The organism is Nonomuraea sp. WAC 01424, from assembly GCF_003947315.1.
Taxonomy (GTDB): domain Bacteria; phylum Actinomycetota; class Actinomycetes; order Streptosporangiales; family Streptosporangiaceae; genus Nonomuraea; species Nonomuraea spiralis.
Genome location: NZ_QHHZ01000018.1, coordinates 71,757 through 85,510, shown reverse-complemented (window position 1 = coordinate 85,510; position 13,754 = coordinate 71,757). Strand labels below are relative to the sequence as shown.

The window sequence follows — 13,754 nt, the reverse complement described above, 5'->3', positions numbered from 1 at the left end:
TTCACGAGTAGCGAGCCGTTCACAGCACCTGCCCGAGGAAGGCGCGGGTACGTTCGTGACGCGGCGAGGACAGCACCTCGCGGGGCGGTCCCTCCTCCACGATCACGCCGTCGTCGATGAACACCAGGTGGTCGCCCGCCTCTCTGGCGAAGCCCATCTCATGGGTCACCACGATCATCGTCATCCCGCTCGCCGCCAGGTCGCGCATGACCTGAAGCACCTCCTGCACCAGCTCGGGGTCGAGCGCGCTGGTCGGCTCGTCGAACAGCATGAGTTTGGGGTCCATGGCCAGGCTGCGGGCGATCGCGACCCGCTGCTGCTGGCCGCCCGAGAGCTGCCGGGGGTAGTAGCCGGCCCGGTCGGCCAGCCCCACCCGTTCGAGCAGCGTCATCGCCCGCTCGGCCGCAGCCGCCTTCGACAGGCGCTTGACCGTGCACGGGCCCTCCATGACGTTCTCCAGCGCCGTCATGTGCGGGAACAGGTGGAAACGCTGGAAGACCATGCCGATCTCCTGGCGCTGGCGGCACAGGTCGCCGGGGCGCAGCAGGTGGAGCTTGCCGCCCTGCTCGCTGAAGCCCATGAGCTCACCGTCCACCCAGACCCGGCCCGCGTCGATCGTCTCCAGCCGGTTGACGCAACGCAGCAGCGTCGACTTGCCGGACCCGGACGGGCCCACCACGCACACCACCGCGCCGGTCGGCACATCGAGGCTCACGCCCTTCAGCACCTCATGCTGGCCGAAGCGCTTCCTGACCGATTCGATCTTCACCATGCTAGTGGCCACGGCTGAACCTCCTCTCCAGGGAGCGCTGGCCGAAGGTGGCCACGCTGGTGAGCAGCAGGTACCACGTCGAGGCGACCACCAGCAGCGCGATCACCTCGAAGTTGTCCAGGTAGATGCGCTGTGACACGGTCAGCAACTCCGCGCCGGAGATGACCGAGACCATCGAGGTGGTCTTCAGCATCGAGATGAACTGGTTGCCGGTCGGCGGGATGATCACCCGCATCGCCTGGGGCAGCACGACCCGGCGCAGGATCTGCCGGTGCGTCATGCCCAGCGACTCGGCCGCCTCCCGCTGCCCCGGATCGACCGAACGGATGCCCGCGCGGACGATCTCGGCCATGTACGCGCCCTCGTTGATCGTCAGCCCGAGCAGCGCCGCCGTGAACGGCGTGATCAGCTCGTTGGCCGGCCACTGGAGGAACATCGGCCCGCCGAACGGCACGCCGATCCCGATCTCGGGGAAGACCAGGCCGATGTTGAACCAGAAGATGAGCTGCACCAGCAGCGGCGTGCCGCGGAAGAACCAGGTGTAGAGGCCGGCCGCGCCGCGCAGCACCGGGCTGTCCGAGAGCTGCAGGACGGCGGCGAACACACCGAGCGCGACGCCGATGACCATGGACAGCGCGGTGAGCGCGATCGTGATCCACAGGCCGCCGAGCACCCGGCCGTCCAGCAGGAACTCGGCGATCACGTCCCAGTGGAGGTTGGGGTTGACGATGACCGTGTAGGCCAGCCAGGCCATCACGAGGGCCGCGAGCACAGCCGCGACGAGCCGCCCTGGCCTGGGCGGCTTCACCGCCTCGATCGGGAGCTCGGTCATGCGCCGGTGTTGATCGTGACCTTGGGCACGGCGTTGGCCGTCGTGCCGTACTTCTCCAGGATCTTGCCGTACTCGCCGCTGTCGATCAGTTCCTGGAGGGCCTTGGCGACGGCGTCGCGCAGGCCGGTCTGCTTCTTGTCGATCGCGATGCCCCACGGTCCGGCGTCGTACTGCTCGGACAGGACCTCGTACTTGCCGGTCTCCTTGGCGTACATGGCGGCCACGGGGGAGTCGACGATCGTGGCGACCGTACGTCCGGAGTCGATGGTGAGCAGGCCGGTGGGGGCGTCCTCACTCTGCATGATCTCCATCTTCTGGGCGCACTTCTCGTTCTGGCGCTTGCCGATCTCCAGGTTGGAGCTGCCCTTGGCCAGGACGACCTTCTTGCCGCACAGGTCTTCGAGGGTCTTGATGCCCTCGGGGTTGCCCTTCTTGACCATGATCGAGCCGCCGGCGTTGAAGTAGTCGACGAAGTCGACGGCCTTGCGGCGCTGTTCGAGGTCGCTGAGCGCGGCCATGGCGATGTCCCACCTGCCGCCCTGCAGCCCCGGGATGAGACCGTCGAAGGAGGCGTTGATGATCCGGGTCTTCAGCCCGAGCCGCTCGCCGACGGCCACGGCCAGGTCGGCGTCGACGCCGGTCATCTCCTGGGTGCCCGGCTTGTACATCTCCATCGGGGGATAGCCTTCCGACGTCGCCATGCGCAGCTCGCCCGACTTCCGTACGGAATCGGGGACGAGGTCCTTGGCGTTCTTGCCGGTCGAGGAGGGCGGCGTGGGGGTCGCCGCGTCCGTGGTGGACCGCCCGCATCCCGCGCCGAGCGCGCAGGCCGCCACCAGGGCGATGACCAGGTGTGTTCGCATGGCATGTCATCGTGGCCAGGCAGTCAGGCGCCACCAAGCCTCGTGAAGGCATGCGACCCTCAGCCTCGAATCCTTCGATGCTCGACCCTGCCAGGCGTCGTGGTTGCTTACGCTCGCGCCTCATGAGCTTGGACATCTGGCCCCGGACCGCCGCCTGGCACGACGGGGAGCTGCATCTCGGCGGTGTCGGCGCGGTCGAACTGGCCCGGGTGCACGGCACGCCCACGTACGTGCTGGACGAGGCCGACTTCACCGCCCGCGCCAGGTCGTGGCTGGACGCGCTGCCCGACGGCGACGTGCACTACGGCGGCAAGGCGTTCCTCTGTCCCGAGGTGGTGCGCTGGCTCGACCGGCTGGGCCTGTCCCTCGACGTCTGCACGGGTGGTGAGCTCGCCGTGGCCATGGCCGGTGGGATGCCGCCCGAGCGGGTCGTCTTCCACGGCAACAACAAGTCCGCCGACGAGCTGCGCAGGGCCGTCGCGTGGGGCATCGGCTGTGTGGTCGTCGACTCCTTCACCGAGATCGCCAGGCTCGCCGGGATCGCCGCCTCCCTGGGCGTACGGCAGCGGGTGATGATCAGGGTGACGCCCGGCGTCGACCCGCACACCCACGCCTTCATCGCCACCGGCGGCGAGGACTCCAAGTTCGGCTTCTCGCTGAGCGCCGGCGCCGCGGCGCTCGCGGTGACGCGGGTGACCGCCGAGCCCTCGCTGGAGCTGTACGGCCTGCACTCCCACATCGGCTCGCAGATCTTCGAGCTGGACGCCTTCGGCACCGCCGCCGCCAGGATGGCCGACTTCGCCGCCGAGACCGGCGTGACGCGGCTCGACCTGGGCGGCGGCCTCGGCATCGGCTACACGCCGGACGACCCCACCCCGCCGACGCCCGCCGAACTGCTCGCGGTGCTCAGGAAGGAGACGGCGGGCCTGCGCCTGGCCGTCGAGCCGGGCAGGTCCATCGCGGGACCGTCCGCGGTGGCCCTCTACGAGATCGGCACGATCAAGGGCCGGTACGTCAGCGTGAACGGCGGCATGAGCGACAACCCCCGCCCCGGCATGTACGGCGCCGCCTACACCGCCTCGCTGGCCAACCGCGCCTCCGATGCCCCGGCCGGTGTGTACACCGTGGTCGGCAAGCACTGCGAGAGCGGCGACGTGCTGGTCAGGGACCTCGCGCTGCCCGAGGACGTCCGGCCGGGCGACCTGCTCGCCGTACCGGTGTCGGGCGCCTACCAGCGTTCGATGGCCAGTAACTACAACCACGTGCCGCGGCCCCCGGTCGTGGCGGTGCGGGACGGCGAGGCCCGGGTCATCGTCCGCCGCGAGAGCGAGGAGGACCTGCTGCGGCTCTACCTGTAGCGGCCGTTCGGGGCCTCACACCCCGAGCTTGGCGGGGTCGGGGGCGTAGACGGTCATCCAGTGCGGGCGCAGCCGGTAGTAGACCACGTCGCGGTCCCAGTCGAAGGCGTCCGCGCCGTAGAAGTCCTTGAAGTAGGCGAGCAGGTCCGGCCAGTCGGCGGCCGGCTCGCCCCGCTCGGGGTTGAGGATCTCCACCCTGCCGTGCGTGAACACGCCGAGGTCCTCCCCGCGCATGTGCGCGACGCTGGCGGCGGGACGCGCGGCGAGGTGGCGGGCCTTGGCGGCCCCGCGCGCGGTGCCGAACAACCACGTCCCGTGCAGGAAGTGGCCGTCCGCGCCGCTGATCCGCGGCTCGCCCTTCGCCGTCACGGTGGACAGGGCCAGCGTGCACATGCCCGTCAGGATCCGGGTGAGCCGCCGCGCGTCCATGGTGTTCGCCGCGACGATCGAGCGCAGGTGCGAGGTGGAGCGGGAGAGCGAGGCGTCGAGCAGGGCCTGGAGCTCGTCGAGCTCTTTCGGGGTTTCGAGCATGGAGGTCCTTGTCGTTCGTACGTGCCGGTCCGCGCCGGCCGGTGGGACCATGCTCGGCCGGAAAGCCGACATCCTGTGTCATGTTTCGGTGATGATCAGTCCATGGCTCTGACGCGGGCCGCCTGCTCCTCCTGAACCCTGCGGGCCGTACGGAGGAAGTCGAGGATGACGGCCAGTTGGTCCGGCTCGTACTCCTGGAGCGCCCGCGCGCCCGCCTGGCCGACGGGCACGAAGATCTCGGCCTCGGCCGCGCGGGCGGCGTCGGTCGCGGCGACCAGGACCCGGCGGCGGTTGTCCGGGTCGGGCGAGCGGGCCACCATCCCGGCGCGTTCCAGCCGGTCGATGACGGTGGTGACGGCCGCCGGGCTGAGCTTCAGCGCGAGGCTGAGCCCGCCCGCGGCGACCGGGCCCGAGGCCAGGACCACGTCGAGGCAGCGCAGGTCGGTGCGGTTGAGGCGGAGCCGGGCGGTGACGGCCTCGTCGAAGGCGTCGAAGCTCTGCTGCAACTGCCGGAGCTCCGTGGCGATCTCTCCCATGACGGAACGTTTCGACATTCGAATCTTTCTGGTATCGTACTTTTCGTAAGTCGAAACGACGATATCACTTCCGGAGGCGCCCCCATGCGTACGGCCACCCTGCCCGCCGACACCGCCCAGATCGAGCAGCTCTTCGCCGACCTCCTCGCGACCTGGACGGCGGGAGACGCCCAGGCGTTCGGCGCGCTGTTCACCGACGACTCCGATTACGTCTCCTACGACGGCACCGTCGCCCGTGGCCGCCGCGAGCACCAGCACAACCACGACCAGCTCTTCCGCGGCGTCCTGGCCGGCTCGGCGCTGGTCGGCGACCTGGAGTCGGTCCGCTACCTCACCCCCGACGTGGCGGTCGTGCACGGCACGGGCTCCGTCCTGATGCCCTGGCGGTCCGCGCTGCCCAAGCGGCGGCTGTCGCGGCAGACCGTCGTCGTGGTGCGCACCGGCGAGGGCTGGAGGATCGGCGCGATCCACAACGGCCGGGTGCGTCCGGTCACGGTCCCGGAGCCGGGCGCGTTCCCGTCCAGGATGTCGCAGCTGATGGCGCGGGTCGCCCGCCGCCTGGGCCTCGGCCGGCGCTGACCGCGACCGGCGGCGCCCCCGCCCGCTCGCCCTCCTGGACGCCCCTTTTCGTATTCCCTGACGCTTCTTTGACGAGGTCGCGGCGTGGCGCAGTTGATCACCTGGGTAAGGCCCAACCTGTAACAGTCGTACGCGTCTCGGGGGGTTCGGATGCGACTGGGTATTTTGACAGGAGCGGGGCTGCTCGCGGTCGCCGTCGTCCTGACCGGGTGCGACTCGCCGCCCGACACCGCCAAGATCACCGACAGCAAGGCCGAGGCCGCGGCCAAGCTGAAGCAGAGCAAGACGGCCAAGATCGCGCTGGCGCGCAAGGTCAAGGCGAACGAACTGGGCCAGATCCCGGTGCTGATGTTCCACCGGGTCATCAAGAACCCGGCCACCACCGACGACAGGACGCCCCAGCAGTTCCGCGCCGACCTCGAACGCCTGGTCAGGGACAACTACGTCCCGATCAGCGCCTCGGAGATGGTCACCGGGAAGATCAACATCCCGGCGGGCAAGCATCCCGTGGTCCTGACCTTCGACGACTCCTCGCCCTCGCAGCTCACCCTGAACGAGATGGGCGTCCCGCAGCCGGACACGGCCGTGGCGATCCTGCGCGAGGTGGCCGCCAAGCACCCGGGCTTCCGCCCGGCCGCCACCTTCTACGTCACCCGCGACATGTTCGGCAAGACCGTACGCGAGGAGCAGGCCCAGACGCTGGGCTGGCTCAAGGACAACGGCTTCGACATCGGCAACCACACCCGCGACCACGTCAACCTGCACGGACGTTCGGAGAAGGAGGTCGAGGACCAGATCGGCGGCATCGCCAAGCAGATCGACGACCTGACCAAGGTCAAGCCGAACTCCATCGCCCTGCCGTACGGCAACCAGCCGACCAAGAAGGAGTGGGCGCTGCACGGCAAGCTCTACAACCACGCCGGCGCGTTCCTGGCCGGGTACACGCCGGCGCCGTCGCCGTTCAGCAAGGCGTTCGACCCGGGCGGCATCCCGCGCATCCGGGTCATGGAGAAGAAGGGCGACTGCGCCCAGTTCTGCTCGGAGGCGTGGCTCGACTGGCTCAAGAACAACCCGGACATGCGGTACACCTCTGACGGCGACGTCAGCACGGTCGCGTACCCGAAGTTCAAGAACCCGTACCTGCGCAAGTCCTTCACCACGTGGAGCCTGCCCTACTGACGTGTCCGCGAGCCGCCGTGGGCGAGGTCTGCGGGAAAACCGGTGAGTCACGAACGGTTAACGGATCCCTGAGAAGTTGCTGAACGTCGTAAAGTTTGCGGGGTTGGGGTTCAGTGAACGTGGGGATAGACGAATGCCGCAGATCTCGCCGCTGGTGGCGGGCGATCCAGCGCTGCTGGGATCGTTCCGGCTGTCCGGACGGGTCGGGGAAGGTGGCCAGGGGATCGTCTACCTGGGCGTCAACGAGCAGGGGGAACGGGCCGCGATCAAGCTCCTGCACGTGAAGTTCAGTGGGGACACGATCGCCAGGTCACGTTTCGCCAGGGAGTTGAAGGCGGCGCAGCGGGTGGCCTCCTTCTGCACCGCCCGGGTGATGGAGGCCGACCTCGACGGCGACACGCCGTACATCGCGAGCGAGTACATCGACGGGCGGGCGCTGCGCGACATCGTCGAGACCGACGGGCCGCTCAGCGGCACCGTGCTCGACCGGCTGGCGATCGGCACGGCCACCGCGCTCACCGCCATCCACCACGCCTCGATCGTCCACCGGGACTTCAAGCCCGACAACGTGCTCATCGCCGCCGACGGGCCGCGCGTGGTCGACTTCGGCATCGCCCGCATCATCGACTCGACCGGCACGATCACCAGCCGCGCGATCGGCACGCCCGCCTACATGGCGCCCGAGCAGATCGCCGGCGACGACATCGGGCCCTTCACGGACGTGTTCGCCTGGGGGGCCACCATGGCCTTCGCGGCCACCGGGAAGGCGGCCTTCGAGGGCAAGTCGATCGCGGTGGTGCTCAACCGCATCCTGAACCACGAGGTCGACGTCGAGGTGATGCACGAGCCGCTGCGCGGCGTGGTGCGCTCGGCGCTGGCCAAGTCGCCCGCCGACCGGCCCTCGGCCGACCAGCTCCTGCTGCGCCTGCTCGGGCAGACCGGCACGGCCGCCGGGGCCTCGACGGCGGTGCTCACCAGGGGCGTGCAGGTGGCCGGCGACGACACCACGCCGTTCACCCGGGTGTCGGCCACGTCCATCACCGACCGGCCCGCCACGCAGCCCGGCCACACCGGCCAGACCGCCAACACTGCCCACACCGGTCAAACCGGCCGCCCGCCGTCCGCCACGGCCCCGGGCCAGGAGCGGGTGACCGGGCAGCAGACGGGCCAGGAGTGGGCGACGGGGCAGCAGTCCGGGCAGCAGACGGGACAGCAGACGGGGCAGGAGCGCACGACCGGGCAGCAGAGCCCTCCGGTGACCGTGCCGCCCGGCCCCGGGCGGCTGGACACGCTCCCGCCGGAGCAGGGGCCGGTGCCGCCGCCCGCCGGGGAGCCTGTGCCGTCCGGCCGGCGGCGGCTCAAGGTGTGGCTCGCGCTGGCCGCCGCGTTCGTCATGCTGGTGATCGCCGCCCTCGCGGCGATGTCGAACGGCTGGTCGCCGCTGGCGTTCAAGAGTGAGGTCGTGCCGACCCCGACGGACAGGAAGTCGCCGCGGCCCGCCACGTTCGCCTCGGTGATCGACAAGGTCGCCCAGACCGGGAAGATCGTGATCGGTGTGAAGGGCGACCTGCCGGGCGTCGGCCTGCAGAACGGCGACGAGTTCGCCGGTTTCGACATCGAGGTGGCCAAGCTCCTGGCCGCCGCGCTCGGGGCCGAGGAGACCTCGTTCACCAGGGTCAGCCGGGACGACCGGGCCGGCGCGCTGGCCGACGGCAGGGTCGATCTGGTGGTCGCCACGTACTCGGTGGACAAGAGCGAGGTCGAGTTCGCCGGCCCGTACTACGTGGCCCACAACGACGTGCTGGTCCGCGCGGGCACGGACATCGACTCCCTGGAGGACCTGAAGGGCCGCAAGATCTGCGCGCCCGACTCCCCGTCGGTCGGCGCGGTGCAGGACAAGGTGAAGGTGGAGCCGGTGATGGCCGGCAACTACGCCATCTGCATGGACCTGCTCAGGCAGGGCAAGGTGGACGCGGTGCCCGGCGACGACCTGATCCTGGCCGGGTTCGCCAGCCGGGAGAACATGCGCTACAAGATCCTCGGCGCCAAGCTGAACAACGAGCGGTACGCGGTCGGCATCAGGAACGGCGACGCCAAGACCTGCACGGCGGTCAAGGGCGTCATCGGCGACCTCTACCGCAAGGGCGCCATCAAGCAGCTCCTGACCAGGCACTTCGCCAGGGTCGACTTCGAGCCCGAGCTGAAGGTGCCCGCGATGGAGCCCTGCGGATGACGAGCGGTAACATCCGAAAGTCCAACGAATTCATCCCGCGAGTTAGGGGAAGGCCATGGCCACGCCCGTCAAGGTAACCGTCACCGGGGCCGCCGGTCAGATCGGCTACGCACTGCTGTTCCGCATCGCGTCGGGACAGCTGCTCGGCGCTGACGTCCCGGTCAAGCTGAGCCTGCTGGAGATCCCGCAGGCGGTGAAGGCGGCCGAGGGCACCGCCATGGAGCTCGACGACTGCGCGTTCCCGCTGCTGTCCGGCATCGAGATCACCGACGACGCCAACGTCGCCTTCTCCGGCGCCAACGTCGCCCTGCTGGTCGGCGCCATGCCGCGCAAGGCCGGCATGGAGCGCGGCGACCTGCTCGGCGCCAACGGCGGCATCTTCGGCCCCCAGGGCAAGGCGATCAACGAGCACGCCGCCGACGACATCCGGGTCCTGGTCGTGGGCAACCCGGCCAACACCAACGCGCTCATCGCCCAGCAGAACGCGCCCGACGTCCCGGCCGAGCGCTTCACCGCGATGACCCGCCTCGACCACAACCGCGCGCTGTCCCAGCTCGCCGCCAAGCTCCAGGTCCCGGTCACCGAGATCAAGAAGATGACGATCTGGGGCAACCACTCCGCCACCCAGTACCCCGACCTGTTCCACGCCGAGGTCGGCGGCAAGGTCGCGGCCGACCAGGTCGACGGCGAGTGGCTGCGCGAGACGTTCATCCCGACGGTCGCCAAGCGCGGCGCCGCCATCATCGAGGCCCGTGGCGCCTCCTCGGCCGCCTCGGCCGCCAACGCCGCGATCGACCACGTCCACGACTGGGTCAACGGCACCGACTGGACCTCGGCCGCCGTCGTCTCCGACGGCTCGTACGGCGTGCCCGAGGGGCTCATCTCCTCCTTCCCGGTGCGTTCCGTCGACGGCCGGTACGAGATCATCCAGGGCCTGGAGATCGACGCCTTCTCCCGCGAGCGCATCGACGCCAGCGTGGGCGAGCTGGCCGAGGAGCGCGACGCGGTCCGTGAGCTCGGCCTGATCTGACCGCGGGTCCGGACGCGCGTCCCCGGCTCAGCGGGGGCGCGCGCCGGCCGTGCCGAGCGGGCGTACGGCGACGCGGGTGCGTTCGGCCCAGCGGGTCACCGGCGGCACGGCGAGCCCGGCCGCCAGAAAGAGCACGCCGAACAACAACCAGCCCGGCAGCCCCCAGCCGACGATGACCGTGGTCATGACGGCGGGCACGACGATGTTGGCCACCTGCTGGCCCATCCCGTACAGGCCCTGGTACTGGCCGATGGCGTGCTGCGGGGCCAGCTCGTACGACAGCCCCCACGAACCGGCGGCCTGGAGCAGCTCCCCGAAGACGTGCAGCAGCGCGCCGCCGAGCAGCGCGACCACCGCCACCCAGACCGGCTGCCCGGCGGCCAGGGCCAGGAACACGCACGCCAGCAGCAGGAACACGCCCGAGCGGCGCTGGGCGCGGGCCGCGCCCGTCGCGTCGTCGGTGCCGCGGCTGAGCCGCACCTGCAACAGCGTGACGGTGACGGTGTTGACCATGGCGAGCGCCGCGACCATCCAGGTGGGCGCCGACGTACGGCCGGCCACCCAGAGCGGGATCGCGATGGTGAGCAGCCCGTTCTGCATGAACAGCACCGCGTTGAGCAGCGCCAGCACCGCGTACGGCCGGTCGCGCAGCACGATCCAGACCGGTTCGCCCGCCTTCCGCGGCACCGGCTCGACCGGCGGCACCCGGAACGTCAGGGCCGCGCTCCCGAGGTAGCACAGCGCGCACCCGAAGATCATCCCCAGGTACACCGGCCTGCTGTCGAAGTGCAGCGCCGCCCCCGCGCCGAGCCCACCGACCGACCAGCCGACGTTGGTCACCGCCCGCAGATACGCGCGCACCCGCACCCGGTCGGGCCCCGGCACCGCGCCCCCGACCAGCGCCGCCCGCGCGGTGCTCTCGGCCGCCTCGGTGAACGTCACCAGAGCGGCCACCAGGACGAACCCGGCGAACCCCGTCACCAGCGCGTACGCCGACACCAGCACCCCACCCGCGGCGGCGAAGGCGATCTGCACGCCCCGCGGCCCGGCCAGGTCGGCCAGCCGCCCGGCGGGCAGCCCGGCGACGAGCCCGACGGCCGCGGCGATCGTCATCCCCAGCCCGATCTCGCCGTCCGACAGGCCCACCGACAGCTTGAAGAACAACACGCTCACGGTGACGAACAGGCCGCGCCCGACGGAACGCAGGAGTGTGGCGTACGTGAGCGCCCGCACGGGCCCGCTCTCGGGGAGGAGTGACACGGCGAAAGGTTACTGGTCACCCGAAATTTACTATTTGTCCACCCCCGGGCACGGGGGAGAGGGCTGGGCGGCCGGCGCGGGCTGGGAGGTGGCGAAGATCACCCCGGCCGCCGCCGTGAGGCTGCCCAGCAGGATGAGGGCACCCAAGACCAGCTTCGTGACCCTTGGTGAAAAGCTCCTCACATTTCGGTATCACAGCACATAATCGCCGTCCGCATTAGGCATTCCCGGAAAGTGCTGTCCACGCGTCCGAGACGATGTCCCGCAGTTCCGCCCGCTCGGCCTTCCAGCCGAGGTCCCGCTGGATCCGGGTGGAGGAGGCCACCAGGACGGCCGGGTCGCCGGCCCGCCGCTCCCCGACGACGACCGGGATCTCGTGGCCGGTGACCTCGCGGCAGACCGAGATCACTTCCTGCACGCTGAAGCCGGTGCCGCTGCCCAGGTTGTAGATCTTGTGCTCGCCCTCGGCGATCGCCTCCAAGGCCAGCAGGTGTGCCCGCGCCAGGTCGCCGACGTGCACGTAGTCGCGTACGCAGGTGCCGTCCTGGGTGGGGTAGTCGGTGCCGAACACGCTCACCGAGTCGCGCTCGCCGGTGGCGACCTTGAGCACGTTGGGGATGAGGTGGGTCTCGACGGCGTGCCGCTCGCGGAAGCGGCCGTAGGCGCCGGCCACGTTGAAGTAGCGCAGGCTGACCGCGCCGAGCCCGCGCACGCCCGCGTAGGCGCTGAGGGCGGTGTCCACGGCCAGCTTGGAGGCGCCGTAGGGGTTGGTCGGGCGCGTCGGGTCGTCCTCCTCGATCGGGGAGCGCTCGGGCTCGCCGTACGTGGCCGCCGTGGAGGAGAAGACGATCCGGCGCACGCCCTTGTCGCGCATGGCGTCGAGCAGGGCCAGGGTGCCGCCCAGGTTGTGGGCCCAGTAGAGGCCCGGCTTCTGCACCGACTCGCCGACCAGCGACTTGGCCGCGAAGTGCAGCACGGCGTCCATGCCGTCGAGCGCGTCGTGGGCCCGCGTGATCGACTCACGGACGAACCGCGCGCCCTCGGGCACCGCGTCCTCGTGGCCAGTGGACAGGTCGTCGAGCACGGTCACCTCGTGCCCGGCCTCGATGAGCTGCGCCGCGACGACGCTGCCGACGTACCCGGCGCCTCCGGTGACCAACAGCCTCATGTGTACTCCTGTTTACATATGTTTGATTTTGTACGGCTTGCCGTTCAGCATACGCGGGAAACCCGCCGAGTACGCTGCCAACCACCATGTTTGACACCCTCGGGGCGAACATCGCCCTGGTCCTGCTCTTCATCCTGGTCGGCGGGTTCTTCGCCGGTGCCGAGATCGCGATGGTCTCGCTGCGGGAGAGCCAGGTCCGCAAGCTCGAAGGGCGCGGCCGCAGGGGCGAGCGGGTGGCCAAGCTCGCCCGCGACCCCAACCGCTTCCTGTCGGCCGTGCAGATCGGCGTGACCGTCGCCACGATGCTCTCGGCCGCCTTCGGCGCCGACCGGCTGGGCATGGAGCTCGTCCCGCTGCTCGAACGCTGGGGAGTGCCGCACTCCGTCGCGCCCGTGCTCGCGCTCGTGCTGGTGACGCTGGCCATCTCGTACGTCTCGCTGGTGCTCGGCGAGCTGGCCCCCAAGCGGCTGGCCCTGCAGCGGTCGGAGGGCCTGTCGCTGTTCGTCGCCCCCTTCCTGGACCGGATCGCCGCCCTGTCGCGCCCGCTCATCTGGATGTTGTCGAAGTCGACCGACCTGGTGGTCCGGTTGCTCGGCGGCAACCCGGAGGCCGACCGCGAGGAGGTCACCACCGAGGAACTGCGGGACATGGTCGTCGGGCACGCCGAGCTGACCGCCGACGAGCGCAAGCTCATCGCCGAGGTGTTCGCCGCCGGCAAGCGCCAGCTCCGCGAGGTCATGCTGCCCCGCACCGAGGTCGAGTTCATGGACGCCGAGACGCCGCTGGCCGAGGCCGCCGGCCTGGCCGCCGCGCTCCCGCACTCCCGCTTCCCCGTGTACCGCGAGTCATACGATGAGATCATCGGTTTCGTCCACGTACGCGACCTGCTCGATCCCGAGTTGATCGGGCGTACCGAGCCCATCAGCGCGGTCGTGCCGATCCGGCCGGCCAAGTTCGTGCCCGCCTCCAAGCGCCTGCTGACCACCCTGAACGAGATGCGCGCCGAGGGCCAGCACCTGGCCATCGTGGTCGACGAGTACGGCGGCACCGCCGGCATCGTCACCATGGAGGACCTGGTCGAGGAGCTGATCGGCGACATCAGGGACGAGTACGACGTCGAGGAGGACGTCGTCGTCCTGCCCGCAGGCGAGATCGAGATCGACGGCCTGACCAACCTCAACGACTTCGCCGCCGAGACCGGCGTACGCCTGCCGGACGGCCCCTACGAGACGCTGGCCGGGTTCGTGATGGCCATGCTGGGCCACGTTCCGGGCGCCGGCGAGCGGGTGGAGATCCCCGGCTTCGAGCTCACGATCACCGAGCTGGACGGGCGCCGGATCGCGCGGGTGAGGGTGAAACGCCGGGCGGTCGCCGAGTCGCCGCCCGACCAGGATTCCTGACACAATTGCGTGC

13 protein-coding genes are annotated in these 13,754 nt (G+C 70.3%); 6 read left to right on the top strand and 7 right to left on the bottom strand.

Annotated features, from left to right (window positions below):
• Nucleotides 1-19: 19 nt before the first annotated feature.
• From DMB42_RS40725 to DMB42_RS40715, 3 genes are read right to left on the bottom strand one after another with little or no spacing between them, the layout of a single operon-like run.
• On the bottom strand, nucleotides 20-772 hold the full coding sequence (locus tag DMB42_RS40725) for an amino acid ABC transporter ATP-binding protein (protein ID WP_125644711.1): 753 nt from the start codon (nucleotides 770-772) through the stop codon (nucleotides 20-22).
• Nucleotide 773: 1 nt separating this feature from the next.
• Entirely contained in the window at nucleotides 774-1,604 is an 831-nt protein-coding gene (locus tag DMB42_RS40720) for an amino acid ABC transporter permease (RefSeq protein WP_125644424.1), read from the bottom strand.
• On the bottom strand, nucleotides 1,601-2,467 hold the full coding sequence (locus DMB42_RS40715; protein ID WP_125644422.1) for an ABC transporter substrate-binding protein: 867 nt from the start codon (nucleotides 2,465-2,467) through the stop codon (nucleotides 1,601-1,603). Before DMB42_RS40715 ends, DMB42_RS40720 begins: the two co-directional genes overlap by 4 nt.
• Before the next feature lie 122 nt (nucleotides 2,468-2,589).
• Between DMB42_RS40715 and lysA the strand changes: the two genes are divergently transcribed.
• Nucleotides 2,590-3,825 (top strand): diaminopimelate decarboxylase, encoded by a 1,236-nt coding sequence (lysA, locus tag DMB42_RS40710; RefSeq protein WP_260478235.1) that lies wholly within the window; start codon nucleotides 2,590-2,592, stop codon nucleotides 3,823-3,825.
• Between the two features lie 15 nt (nucleotides 3,826-3,840).
• Here the strand turns inward: lysA and DMB42_RS40705 are convergent, their stop codons facing one another.
• Both DMB42_RS40705 and DMB42_RS40700 read right to left on the bottom strand, forming a co-directional pair.
• A complete protein-coding gene (locus DMB42_RS40705; RefSeq protein ID WP_125644420.1) occupies nucleotides 3,841-4,356 on the bottom strand; it encodes a pyridoxamine 5'-phosphate oxidase family protein in 516 nt (171 codons plus the stop codon).
• 95 nt (nucleotides 4,357-4,451) lie between these two features.
• Nucleotides 4,452-4,892, bottom strand: coding sequence for a MarR family winged helix-turn-helix transcriptional regulator (locus DMB42_RS40700; protein ID WP_221762572.1), 441 nt, complete (start codon nucleotides 4,890-4,892; stop codon nucleotides 4,452-4,454).
• Nucleotides 4,893-4,976: 84 nt separating this feature from the next.
• On the opposite strand from DMB42_RS40700, the gene DMB42_RS40695 reads away from it, so the two are divergent.
• From DMB42_RS40695 to DMB42_RS40680, 4 genes are all read left to right on the top strand, one after another.
• A complete protein-coding gene (locus DMB42_RS40695; RefSeq protein ID WP_185845124.1) occupies nucleotides 4,977-5,471 on the top strand; it encodes an SgcJ/EcaC family oxidoreductase in 495 nt (164 codons plus the stop codon).
• A gap of 150 nt (nucleotides 5,472-5,621) precedes the next feature.
• Nucleotides 5,622-6,650: a polysaccharide deacetylase family protein gene (locus DMB42_RS40690; RefSeq protein ID WP_185845123.1), complete on the top strand. Its 1,029-nt coding sequence runs from the start codon at nucleotides 5,622-5,624 to the stop codon at nucleotides 6,648-6,650.
• A 133-nt stretch (nucleotides 6,651-6,783) separates the two neighbouring features.
• Nucleotides 6,784-8,883 carry a serine/threonine-protein kinase gene (locus tag DMB42_RS40685; RefSeq protein WP_125644416.1) on the top strand — a complete coding sequence of 700 codons (2,100 nt, stop codon included), beginning with the start codon at nucleotides 6,784-6,786 and terminating at the stop codon, nucleotides 8,881-8,883.
• Between the two features lie 55 nt (nucleotides 8,884-8,938).
• Nucleotides 8,939-9,913, top strand: coding sequence for a malate dehydrogenase (locus DMB42_RS40680; protein WP_125644414.1), 975 nt, complete (start codon nucleotides 8,939-8,941; stop codon nucleotides 9,911-9,913).
• A gap of 27 nt (nucleotides 9,914-9,940) precedes the next feature.
• Here DMB42_RS40680 and DMB42_RS40675 read toward each other — a convergent pair whose 3' ends face one another.
• The gene (locus DMB42_RS40675; protein WP_125644412.1) at nucleotides 9,941-11,173 is read right to left on the bottom strand and encodes an MFS transporter; all 1,233 of its coding nucleotides are present in this window, start codon (nucleotides 11,171-11,173) and stop codon (nucleotides 9,941-9,943) included.
• 217 nt (nucleotides 11,174-11,390) lie between these two features.
• A complete protein-coding gene (gene galE, locus DMB42_RS40670; RefSeq protein WP_125644410.1) occupies nucleotides 11,391-12,341 on the bottom strand; it encodes a UDP-glucose 4-epimerase GalE in 951 nt (316 codons plus the stop codon).
• Between the two features lie 86 nt (nucleotides 12,342-12,427).
• Here galE and DMB42_RS40665 point away from each other — a divergent pair, with 86 nt between their 5' ends.
• Complete coding sequence (locus DMB42_RS40665; RefSeq protein WP_125644408.1) at nucleotides 12,428-13,741, top strand: hemolysin family protein; 1,314 nt, start codon at nucleotides 12,428-12,430, stop codon at nucleotides 13,739-13,741.
• The last annotated feature ends 13 nt before the right edge of the window (nucleotides 13,742-13,754 follow it).

Excerpts from the sequence above, each read along its gene's own strand:
- DMB42_RS40725 (WP_125644711.1), bottom strand. The coding sequence starts at position 772 with ATGGTGAAGATCGAATCGGTCAGGAAGCGCTTCGGCCAGCATGAGGTG.
- DMB42_RS40720 (WP_125644424.1), bottom strand. The coding sequence starts at position 1,604 with ATGACCGAGCTCCCGATCGAGGCGGTGAAGCCGCCCAGGCCAGGGCGG.
- DMB42_RS40715 (WP_125644422.1), bottom strand. The coding sequence starts at position 2,467 with ATGCGAACACACCTGGTCATCGCCCTGGTGGCGGCCTGCGCGCTCGGC.
- lysA (WP_260478235.1), top strand. The coding sequence starts at position 2,590 with ATGAGCTTGGACATCTGGCCCCGGACCGCCGCCTGGCACGACGGGGAG.
- DMB42_RS40705 (WP_125644420.1), bottom strand. The coding sequence starts at position 4,356 with ATGCTCGAAACCCCGAAAGAGCTCGACGAGCTCCAGGCCCTGCTCGAC.
- DMB42_RS40700 (WP_221762572.1), bottom strand. The coding sequence starts at position 4,892 with ATGGGAGAGATCGCCACGGAGCTCCGGCAGTTGCAGCAGAGCTTCGAC.
- DMB42_RS40695 (WP_185845124.1), top strand. The coding sequence starts at position 4,977 with ATGCGTACGGCCACCCTGCCCGCCGACACCGCCCAGATCGAGCAGCTC.
- DMB42_RS40690 (WP_185845123.1), top strand. The coding sequence starts at position 5,622 with ATGCGACTGGGTATTTTGACAGGAGCGGGGCTGCTCGCGGTCGCCGTC.
- DMB42_RS40685 (WP_125644416.1), top strand. The coding sequence starts at position 6,784 with ATGCCGCAGATCTCGCCGCTGGTGGCGGGCGATCCAGCGCTGCTGGGA.
- DMB42_RS40680 (WP_125644414.1), top strand. The coding sequence starts at position 8,939 with ATGGCCACGCCCGTCAAGGTAACCGTCACCGGGGCCGCCGGTCAGATC.
- galE (WP_125644410.1), bottom strand. The coding sequence starts at position 12,341 with ATGAGGCTGTTGGTCACCGGAGGCGCCGGGTACGTCGGCAGCGTCGTC.
- DMB42_RS40665 (WP_125644408.1), top strand. The coding sequence starts at position 12,428 with ATGTTTGACACCCTCGGGGCGAACATCGCCCTGGTCCTGCTCTTCATC.